The following is a 9,518-nucleotide window of genomic DNA, read 5'->3' on the forward strand; positions in this document are numbered from 1 at the left end:
CTCCAGGACCAGATCCGGGAGCGAGCCGTGGACCTCTACATGAGCGGCGCGGCCGTGAACGACCTGGCAGCCCTGATGATCTCCGCCTCTCTCGCCGACATCGACATCAGGACCGAGTACCTCGACGACGCCCGGGAGCAGGATCAAGTGCTCTTCAACGCCTTGGAGGTGCTGACCCGCCAGCTGAACGAGGCCGCCGAGGTCCTGCGCGTCAGCCGCGCAGAGCAGCAGGAGCTGCTGGATCGCCTGGAGGAGGTGTCGGTCGGTCTGAGCGAGCGCCTCGCCGCCGGCCAGGAGGCCTATCTCCGCCTCGAGGAGCGCAGGGCGGAGGAGATCGCCCAGGCGGAAGCCGAGGCCCGCGCCCGGGCCCAGGCCGAGGCCGAGGCCCTCGCCCAGGCCGAGGCCGAGGCGGAGGCCCGCGCCCAGGCGGAGGCTGAGGCTCGCGCCCAGGCGGAGGCTGAGGCGGAGGCGGAGCGCCAGGCCACCAGCACCACCTCGTCCACCACCACCACGGTCGCCGTGACCACCGCTCCCACCACCACGGAACCCACGACGACCACCACGGAGATCGCCGTCACCGACACCACCCTCGCACCTCCCACGACCGTTCCTGCCGACGGTCCGGTGACGGACGATCCTCCCTCCGGTGCGATGGCCTGCCCGGTGGACGGGTTCCACAGCTTCACCGACACCTGGGGCGCGCCCCGTTCGGGTGGGAGGACGCACGAGGGTGTGGACATGCTGGCCGACCGGGGCACCCCGGTCGTGGCGGTGGAGGACGGGAGGATCCATCGGTTGTCGAACACCACAAGGGGCGGCATCGCCGTCTGGCTGGATGGGCTGGGGGGCGACCGCTACTACTACGCCCACCTCGACGCGTGGGCCCCCGGTCTGGCGGTCGGCCAGATGGTGTCCCGCGGGGAGCCGCTCGGAACCGTCGGCACGACCGGCAACGCCCCCGCCCACATCCCGCACCTGCATTGGGAGTTCCACCCCGACCGCGGGGGGGCCGTCAACCCGACCCCCCTGGCCCGGGAGCTGTGCGGTTGACGGACCGGTCCTGCCGCCTGTGCGGATGGATAGCCGGGTTGTCGGAGGTCCGGACCGGAGTCCCGGTGGAGATCGAGGCGCCGGTGGATCAGGTCTGGGCCGAGGTGACCCACTTCGCCGCCCACACCGAATGGATGGAGGACGCCCATGCCATCCGCTTCGGGACCGACCAGCGGGAGGGACCCGGCACGGTGTTGCTGATCGATACCCGGGTCGGGCCGTTCCGCACCACCGACCGTTTCGAGATCACCGAGATCGAACCCATGCTCTCGGTGGCCGGCCGGCACACCGGCCTCTTCCGGGGCGAGGGCCGCTTCGAACTCTCCTCGCCGAGTCCCGGACGGACCTCGCTGGTGTGGCGCGAGCGGATCCGGTTCCCGTGGCTGTTCGGAGGCCCGGCGGCAGCCCTGGTGGGCCGGGTGGTGCTGAGACGTGTCTGGTCCAGGAACCTGGCCACCCTCAAACGAAGGATCGAGGGTTGATAGCGGTCAGTGGTCAGCGGTATCCAACGTAACTAGCAACTAGCAACTAGCAACTAGCAACTACGCAGGCTCGAAGCCGGCGCATCCGTGGGCCTCCACGGCGGCGAAGGTCTCGGTGGCCAGCTCCAGCACGCGCACGAACACCACCTCGGCGCCGTCGATCACCACGGTGGCGGTCCGGGCACTGTCCACGTGCACGTAGGGGGACCGGTCGTCATAGGCGGACGCGAAGCTCACCATGGCGTCGTAGGGGGTCGGCTCCGCCTCGTAGGTCCGGTCGTGCTCGGTCTCCCACGACCATGCCGGAGTCCCGCAGTCGATCGTACCGTCGTAGCCGTCGGGGTTCTCCTCCCCGCCGCAGGCCGGTACCACGAGGCCCGCCAGCACCGCGAGCGCCACCACCGGCCCCGCGGCGGCCCGGAACGCCCGGTTCACGTGCCCTTGAACCTCGCCGACCGCTTCTCCAGGAAGGCCAGCACCCCTTCCCGGGCGTCGTCGCTGGCGAAGACCGTGTCGAATGCCTCCGCCTCCACCGCGAGGGCCTCATCCATCGGGCGTCCCCACCCCTCGTTGATGGCCCGCTTCGCCATTCCCAGCGCCACGGACGGCCCGCCGGCCAGGGTGGACGCAAACTCGAGCGCCGACTCCAGCAGGACCTCGGACGGGAACACCTTGTCGGCCAGCCCGATGGCGAGCGCCTCCTCGGCGCCTACATGGCGGCCCGAGTAGATGATCTCCCGGCCCCGGTTGAAGCCCACCAGGCGGGCGAGGCGCTGGGTTCCCCCCGCTCCGGGCATGATCCCGAGGAGTATCTCGGGCTGGCCGACCCGGGCGTCCTCGGCCAGGTAGCGGAAGTCGGCGCCCATCGCCAGTTCGAGACCGCCGCCCAGTGCATAGCCGAAGACGGCCGCGATGATCGGTTGGGTCATCAACTCCATGCGACGGACCAGGGCACCCAGCCGCTCCGCCTCCAGGGAACGGGCTCCGGTGCCTTCCTCGTGCGCCTGCTTGAACCTGTTGATGTCGGCACCGGCCGCAAAGTGGGGGCGACCCGTGATCACCACGGCCCGGATGCCTGGATCGGACGCCCGATCGAGCGCCTGGTCCAGATCGCGCACGACTCGGGCCGAAATGGCGTTGACCGGCGGGCGGGTCAGCTCTATGAGCCCTACCGCATCATGGGTGGTGTACGACGCGTATTCCAAGACTCTCCTCGCTGTGGGTTCCGACAGGTTATATGGGTGGGCTCGCTAGATCGGACAGGCTCGGTCCGACCGACCCGGCGAGCCGGAGGATCCGGCGACCGGGCAGCCCTTCATCCCCTGAGGTGACGCCGATGATCCCTGACGGCTCGCCATAGCTCGCCGACCCCGACACCCTCGGTGGCCACCGTTTCCAGGACCGGGGGCTTCCAGGACCGCGCCGGACCCATGGCGAGCATCACCTCGAGGTCCCGCCGCGCCGACGCGCTGCCTGCCAGGTCGGCCTTGTTGACCACGTACACGTCCCCGATCTCGAGCACTCCGGCCTTGGCGGCCTGGACGCTGTCGCCCCACCCGGGCGTCACCACCACCACGGTGGTGTCCACATGGTGCATGACCTCGACCTCGGACTGGCCCACGCCGACCGTCTCGATCAGCAGGAGGTCGAAGCCGGCCCCTTCCAGCACCGCGGCGATGCGGGGAACCGCCTCCGACAGGCCTCCCAGGTGGCCCCGTCCCGCCACCGACCGCACGTACACGCCGGGATCGTCGACATGGTCCTGCAGGCGGATCCGGTCGCCCAGGAGAGCCCCGGATGTAAGGGGGCTGGAGGGGTCGACGGCGATCACGGCCACCGTCCGCTCGTCCGTCCGGATGGTGGATATCAGGGCGGAGACAAGGGTGCTCTTGCCCACACCCGGTGCGCCGGTGATGCCGATCCTCGAAGCCCCGCCGGCTAGCGCGGCGAATGCCTCCAGCAGATCGCCCGCCGCCGCAGGGCCCTCCTCAGTCGCGGTAATGGCCTGAGCCAGGGCCCGCCGGTCGCCCTCACGAACCCGGTCCACCCATTCGCCCACCTCTGGAGGCTCAGCGGTTGTTCGGCTGGCCCCGGTCGGCATTGCTACACGCCCCGATACGGCACCGGAAGGCAGGCTCGGCTCAAGTGGCGTTGACGGCGGTGACGCCGGGGACCCGGTCCTTGAGGATCCGCTCGATACCCGCCGTAAGCGTCATCATCGACATCGGACAGCCACTACAAGCCCCGACCAGGTTCAGGTTCACGGTCCCGTCCTCGTCCACCCCCTCCAGGATCAGGTCGCCGCCGTCGTACTGGAGGGCCGGACGGATGTACTCCAGGGTGGAATCGAGCAGGTCAGGGTCGACGTCGGCCCGTTCTTCACGTACGGGCGGGCGGAGGGTTACCGCGGTCTCGGTAGCGCTCATGGGTCGGATGCATCCTTGCGGAGGGTTGCGGGCTTGCGAACGAAGCGGGCTTGCGGAACGGAGTGGAACCGGCCCACCCGTCAGGATACCCCGCCGGGGGGGTACGGGGAAACGTCCTTTTCGGCCCGCCGGCTCGCAACGAATCGCCTGACCAGAGTCAGCAGGCCGCCCTCAGCTGTCGAAGGAGGTCGCAGAGATCTGCAGTGAGAGCCAGTCGGTGTCCAGTTCCTCCTTGCGGACCCGCAGTTCGAGATAGAGAACCGCCAGCACCACGGCGATGAAGGGCTGGGTGAGGACCCAGACGATCTCCGATGCCAGCAACGAGCCGGACGATCCCAGCAGGAAGCCGAACACCTCCACCAGGATCACCACGAGGATCAGGTTGGCCACCACGACAAGCGCCGAGGTGGTGGCCAGGATGCCGAAGATGGCCATCCGGCGCCCGGCGGTGATCACCCAGGAGCGGGCGAAGGCGGTGAGCGGTCCGGCCCCTTCGATGATGACGGCGCTCAGCGTGGCGCTCCAGGCCACGACGAGGAACAACCCAGGGAACACGAACATGGCCGAACCGAGCGTGACCCCCGACCAGAACAGGACGGTCACCACGGCCAGGGACACCATCCGGCTGATGGCGGCCGCGGTGGTGTCGCGCCACGACGACTCGACACCGGCGTAGGTCTCGCCGACCGTCCGGATGACCGCCGCGAACAGGATGCTCGTGATCAGCAGGCGTATCACCAACCAGGGTCCAAGAGCCCCGACGAACGTCGAGAGTTCCTCGTTGGTCGGTAGGGCGGAAAGCGGAGGAGGATCGTCCGCCAGCAGGTAATAGAGCACGGCGTAGGGAAGGTCGAGCACTGCGGCGGTGGCGATCAGCGTGCCGAAACGGTGGCGGTAGGCGCCAAAGGACTCTTTTAGCACCCCGCCCGTGTCCAGAGGCCGGAGTTGGAACTCTGCCATTGCCCTGATTCTAGGAGTGAGCAACCCTGCGGATTCCCGCCGGCCAGGTAGTGGGCGGTGCGCACGCCCACGACATCCTGAACCTAAGGCTCACAGCGCGCCCCACGGCACCCTGAACCTAAGGCTCACCGCGGCTCGTGCTGGAATCGAATCAACCTACCAATCTGCGAGTTCTCAAGGATGCCGGGTCGGGACTCCTTCCCGAAGGAACTCTGACCGGGCACAGGCCGGTTACGAAACCGGAACGACATCGACCCGGCGGTTGCTGACGGCGACGAGTGCGGCCAGGTCAAGGGGATCGGAAGTGATGATCGGATCACCGTGAGCGGCCATGGCTGCCAGTGCCGCGTCGATTGCGTCGCTCAGACCGGAACGAGCGAGCAGTACACCGGCACGGCGGCCCAACTCTTCGTCGAGGGGAACGGTCTCGACAGCCTGTAGAGCGCGGGCGAGGCGAGTCTGGCGACCGGTTCCGCCGCGCCACACCTGGGCAGTGACACCACCGTGGGTCACTAGCTCGAGGCTTTTCGGACAACCCCCTACCGAAGGTTCGGAACGTTCTCCTCAGTCCGTTGGAACCGCCGGACGGACAGCGAGCCGGTATCCTCCGGACTTGCCGTTCTAGGAAGTGAGTTGAGAGTCGCGATCGGCGCTGACCATGCCGGCTACCCGCTTAAGGAGCACCTTGCCTCGATCCTCGGGAGCGACCACGACGTGATCGATCTGGGCACCCACTCCACCGCCGCCGTCGACTACCCGGACGTGGCGATCGCGGTGGCGGAGACAGTGCAGCGCGGGGAAGCCGACCGCGGCATAATCGTGTGCGGGTCCGGGGTCGGCGCCGCCATCGCCGCCAACAAGGTCACCGGAGTACGGGCTGCGCTCGCCCACGATCACTACTCAGCCCACCAGGGGGTCGAGCACGACGACGCCAACGTCCTGTGCCTGGGCGGCCGGGTGGTCGGATCGAACGTGGCGGAGGAGCTGGTCGAGGCTTTCCTGGGCGCCACCTTCTCGGGGGAGGAGCGCCACCGCCGCCGGCTGGACAAGATCGCCCGGTTGGAGCAAGGCCGCTAGCCCGTCCCGAGGCCTGCCTTCCTCACCCCAGGGCCTCTATCCACCGGGCGGTGCGCTCCGCCATGGTCCGCAGTACCTCCCGCTGGGTGGTGCCGGTCCGCTTCGGAACCCGGAAGCTGTGATCGGCATCCGGGATGATCTCCACGACCGACCGCTCCAGCCCCATCAGATGCTCCTCCACCAGATGCGGGAGGGCCAGCCTGTCCTTGCTACCGGTGAAGAACAGCATCGGAACCGGCACCCGGGGTAGGTGGTCGGCCCGTAGCCGGTCGGGTTTGCCCGCCGGATGCAAGGGGTACGCGTACAGCACCAGGCCGGCGCACGGCTGACCCTCGACCGCCAGGTACGAGGCCATGCGACCGCCCATCGAGCGGCCCGCCATCACGAACCGGCCGCATCGCTGCCCCAGCCAGGCCGCCGCCGCCCGGTGGCATCGCAGCAACGTGTCAAGCCGGTCGGGGAACCTGCGTCCCGCCTCCACGTAGGGATAGTTGAACGTCAGCACCGGATGGCCGTGGTCGACCAGCCCTTCAGCGATGGTCGTGATCCCCGGATGGTCCTGCCCGGCCCCGGCGCCGTGGGCGAGCAGCACCGCGGTGCGCGCCGATCCTTCGGGAGCCCGCCAGCGCCCGGTCACCGAGCCTTCGCCCACTTCGATGGTGACCTGCCGCGTCATCTCGGGATCTCCTGTGTGTCGCAAGCCCCCGTTAGGGTTCCGGTCATGGATGGAACACAACAACAGATAACACAACATCGCGTGCGGATCGGACCGGCGGATGTGCGGGTGTTCGAGGACGGGGCCGCGCTTGCCGCCGGGGCTGCTGCCATGATCGCCTCGCTCATCAGGCGGGAAGTTACCAAGGCCAGGGCGGCGGGTGGACGCCTGGTGTCGGTCGCCATGGCGGGCGGATCGACCCCGGTGGCCACCTACCGCCGGCTGGCCACGATGGACATCCCATGGTCGGGTGTCTGCGCGTGGGTCGGGGACGAACGCTACGTGCCGCCGGACCACGAGGACAGCAACGGCGCCATGATCGGGCGGATGCTGCTGGACGGCGCCGGAGCCCGGTTCCTTCGCGTGCCGTGGGCCGCGGACCGGTCCGGCCCCGAAGCCGCCGCCCTCTACGAGGCCGATCTACTCGCTTCGATGGGAGGGGACTCCGGCGGACCCCGCCCCGACCTGATCCTGGCCGGCATGGGCGGGGACGGCCACACCCTGTCCCTGTTCCCCGGCAGCGATGCGCTGGACGTGACCGACCGGTGGTATGTCGCCACGGAGGTGGCGGCCGCGCAACCGTGGCGCCTCACCGCCACCTACCCGCTGGCGCACCGGGCCGCCGCCGTGTACGTGCTCGTGTCGGGCAGCTCCAAGGCCGCCGCCCTGGCGGAAGTGCTCCAGCCCACCGGTGACCGCCCGCTTCCGGCCCGCCGGCTCATGAAGGGCGCAGCGCCGGTCTCCTGGTTGGTGGATCGGGCCGCGGCAGCCGGGCTGGACCTGCCGTGAGCACCGACCGCTGGACGCCGCGGAACCCGATCGACCTGGACGCCTCGATCGCCCGCTTCGTCCGGTATGGAGCGGATCTGCTGGGCGCCGTCTCGAACGGCTACCTGTACCGGACCACCGCCGACGGCCTTCCCTACCGCATCCGGCAGGGGGACGACGGAAGCATCGAGGTGGAGACCGGCGCCGGCCGGGACCTGGACGCAGCGGTGGAGGAGTCGCGGTTCCGGCTGGGCGAGACGCTGCCGCGGGCACCTCTGGAGGAGGTGGCGGCCCGGGTTCCGGCCGTGGCCGACCAACTCGGGCGCATGCCCGGCTACCGCATCCCCCTCAACCCCGCGGGCCTCGAGGTCCTGGTCTCCTCGATCAGCGCCCAGCAGGTGAACATGCGCTGGGCCAACACAACCATGAGCCGCCTGATCCGGCGCTACGGCACCGAGGTGGAGATGGACGGGGTTCGATGGTGGCGCTTCCCCGGCGCCGAGAAGCTGGCCGTGGCCGACCCGGCAGACATCCGGGCCATGCAGTTCACCACCCGGAAGTCCGGATACATCGTGGGGGTGGCGGGGGCTGTCGCGGCGGACCACCTGAGCGGACTCGAGGAGGACGGCAACGAGACGGTGATCCGGCGTTTAGTGGCGCTGCGTGGCGTGGGTAGGTGGACGGCGGAGTGGTTCCTGGCCCGCTGCCTGGCCCGGCCCGATGTGGTCCCCGCGGGTGATCTGGGCGTCCGCAAGGTGGTCTCCCGCTACGTGATGGGCGCCGAGAAGGGCGAGGTACTGCCCGAAGCGGACGTGCGGGCGGCAGTCGAGTCCTGGGGCGACGGGGCCAACTGGGCGGTCCACCTGCTGCTCGAGCGCTGGGCGGAGGAGCACGCGAGGTAGCCCCGATGCCCCACCCGGCCGGCCTTCTCGGTCCCTGAAGAACCGGGGCTAGTGGCGGCGGATGTCCCGGGGCGGCAGCCGGGGTCCGTAGGCGGGGGCACGACCGGCGTAGCGTTCCAGCAGCCGCACCACCCGGCCCCGCTGGCCTTCGTAGGGGGCCAGGAGCTCCAGCATCCTCTCATCCGTCCCGCGCGGCTCTCCCGCCAATGCCCAGGCGACGGTATTGGGCAGATGGAAATCCCCCACGGGAACCGCATCCGGATCGCCCCGCACCACTCCGAGCGCCGAGGCGCTGGTCCACGGACCGATGCCCGGGATCCGGTGGAGGTACTCGTACACGCCGGCCAGGCTGCCCTCGCTGATGGCGGTGATACGGTCGGCGTCCCGGCACACCCGGAGGATGATCTCGGCCCGGCGGCGCTCCACCCCGAGCGGATGGAAGTCGTAGTACCGGAGCCCGGCCAGGCGGTCCGGGTCAGGAGGTAGCAGCAACGTGGTCGGGCCCGGCGCCGGCTCGCCGTAGCGTCCGGCCATCCGCCGGTAGCTGCGACCCGCCTCGATTCCGGTCACCTTCTGGGCCAGGATGGTCGGGATCAGGACCTCGACCAGCCCGCCCACGGCCGGCATGCGGACCCCTCGCCCCCGCCTGGCAGCACGCTCCACCGCCGGATGGACCGGGACAAGCGCGGCGGGGTCATCTTGTTCCCCGACCCACGCCGGTACCTGCTCCAGGGCGAGTTCGGCCCCCTCGCCCCACGCATCGGCGACCAGAGTCCGGTCCTCGATCCGCAGCCGGACCGTGGCCGGCCCCGAAGCGGTGCGGGTGGCCCTCCACAGGCCATCAGCCCCGGCCCACAGCGCCGGACCCTTCAGCCCCTTCACCACCAGCGTTCCGCGCAGATCCAGCGCCCGGCTCAGGGATAGCACCCGGGTGCGGGATCGCCCTGTTAGCGCGGTAGGCATCCGGCCAAGCTAACAGCCAACCCCCATTCTCAGACAAGAGGGTTGAGACTTGTCACAGGCTCTCTATATCTTGTCCATCGCCAAACACCTACACCGGTCGAAGGCACCAGCCGATCGGTTCGGCCGGCCTGAGGGAACATACGAGGCTTATGGAGTGAAGGCCGATTCCCGGCAT

General features: G+C 69.6%; 13 protein-coding genes. 5 read left to right on the forward strand and 8 right to left on the reverse strand.

Annotation, left to right across the window (positions count from 1 at the left end; translation table 11 throughout):
* On the forward strand, positions 1-1,050 hold a 1,050-nt coding region (locus tag OXK16_07300), incomplete at its 5' end, for a M23 family metallopeptidase (protein MDE0375753.1).
* On the forward strand, positions 1,047-1,532 hold the full coding sequence (locus OXK16_07305; GenBank protein MDE0375754.1) for an SRPBCC family protein: 486 nt from the start codon (positions 1,047-1,049) through the stop codon (positions 1,530-1,532). The genes OXK16_07300 and OXK16_07305, both read left to right, overlap by 4 nt.
* A 60-nt stretch (positions 1,533-1,592) precedes the next feature.
* Here the strand turns inward: OXK16_07305 and OXK16_07310 are convergent, their stop codons facing one another.
* From OXK16_07310 to OXK16_07335, 6 genes are all read right to left on the reverse strand, one after another.
* Positions 1,593-1,967 (reverse strand): hypothetical protein, encoded by a 375-nt coding sequence (locus tag OXK16_07310; protein ID MDE0375755.1) that lies wholly within the window; start codon positions 1,965-1,967, stop codon positions 1,593-1,595.
* Entirely contained in the window at positions 1,964-2,737 is a 774-nt protein-coding gene (locus OXK16_07315; protein ID MDE0375756.1) for an enoyl-CoA hydratase-related protein, read from the reverse strand. The genes OXK16_07310 and OXK16_07315 overlap by 4 nt, the downstream gene beginning before the upstream one ends.
* A gap of 110 nt (positions 2,738-2,847) precedes the next feature.
* The gene (meaB, locus tag OXK16_07320; protein MDE0375757.1) at positions 2,848-3,591 is read right to left on the reverse strand and encodes a methylmalonyl Co-A mutase-associated GTPase MeaB; all 744 of its coding nucleotides are present in this window, start codon (positions 3,589-3,591) and stop codon (positions 2,848-2,850) included.
* A gap of 82 nt (positions 3,592-3,673) precedes the next feature.
* Entirely contained in the window at positions 3,674-3,958 is a 285-nt protein-coding gene (locus OXK16_07325) for a NifU family protein (protein ID MDE0375758.1), read from the reverse strand.
* Positions 3,959-4,129: 171 nt separating this feature from the next.
* Positions 4,130-4,918 carry a hypothetical protein gene (locus OXK16_07330; protein MDE0375759.1) on the reverse strand — a complete coding sequence of 263 codons (789 nt, stop codon included), beginning with the start codon at positions 4,916-4,918 and terminating at the stop codon, positions 4,130-4,132.
* Positions 4,919-5,149: 231 nt separating this feature from the next.
* On the reverse strand, positions 5,150-5,431 hold the full coding sequence (locus OXK16_07335) for a hypothetical protein (protein ID MDE0375760.1): 282 nt from the start codon (positions 5,429-5,431) through the stop codon (positions 5,150-5,152).
* 120 nt (positions 5,432-5,551) lie between these two features.
* Between OXK16_07335 and OXK16_07340 the strand changes: the two genes are divergently transcribed.
* Entirely contained in the window at positions 5,552-5,995 is a 444-nt protein-coding gene (locus OXK16_07340; GenBank protein MDE0375761.1) for a ribose-5-phosphate isomerase, read from the forward strand.
* A gap of 22 nt (positions 5,996-6,017) precedes the next feature.
* Here the strand turns inward: OXK16_07340 and OXK16_07345 are convergent, their stop codons facing one another.
* Positions 6,018-6,671 (reverse strand): dienelactone hydrolase family protein, encoded by a 654-nt coding sequence (locus OXK16_07345; protein ID MDE0375762.1) that lies wholly within the window; start codon positions 6,669-6,671, stop codon positions 6,018-6,020.
* 81 nt (positions 6,672-6,752) lie between these two features.
* Between OXK16_07345 and pgl the strand changes: the two genes are divergently transcribed.
* Positions 6,753-7,499 carry a 6-phosphogluconolactonase gene (pgl, locus tag OXK16_07350; protein ID MDE0375763.1) on the forward strand — a complete coding sequence of 249 codons (747 nt, stop codon included), beginning with the start codon at positions 6,753-6,755 and terminating at the stop codon, positions 7,497-7,499.
* On the forward strand, positions 7,496-8,380 hold the full coding sequence (locus OXK16_07355; GenBank protein ID MDE0375764.1) for a hypothetical protein: 885 nt from the start codon (positions 7,496-7,498) through the stop codon (positions 8,378-8,380). Before pgl ends, OXK16_07355 begins: the two co-directional genes overlap by 4 nt.
* Positions 8,381-8,428: 48 nt before the next feature.
* Here OXK16_07355 and OXK16_07360 read toward each other — a convergent pair whose 3' ends face one another.
* Positions 8,429-9,343: a DNA-3-methyladenine glycosylase 2 family protein gene (locus tag OXK16_07360; protein ID MDE0375765.1), complete on the reverse strand. Its 915-nt coding sequence runs from the start codon at positions 9,341-9,343 to the stop codon at positions 8,429-8,431.
* Positions 9,344-9,518: the final 175 nt, after the last annotated feature.

This window comes from bacterium (assembly GCA_028821235.1).
Classification (GTDB): Bacteria; Actinomycetota; Acidimicrobiia; order Spongiisociales; family Spongiisociaceae; genus Spongiisocius.

Excerpts from the sequence above, each read along its gene's own strand:
- OXK16_07325 (MDE0375758.1), bottom strand. The coding sequence starts at position 3,958 with ATGAGCGCTACCGAGACCGCGGTAACCCTCCGCCCGCCCGTACGTGAA.
- OXK16_07330 (MDE0375759.1), bottom strand. The coding sequence starts at position 4,918 with ATGGCAGAGTTCCAACTCCGGCCTCTGGACACGGGCGGGGTGCTAAAA.
- OXK16_07345 (MDE0375762.1), bottom strand. The coding sequence starts at position 6,671 with ATGACGCGGCAGGTCACCATCGAAGTGGGCGAAGGCTCGGTGACCGGG.
- OXK16_07360 (MDE0375765.1), bottom strand. The coding sequence starts at position 9,343 with ATGCCTACCGCGCTAACAGGGCGATCCCGCACCCGGGTGCTATCCCTG.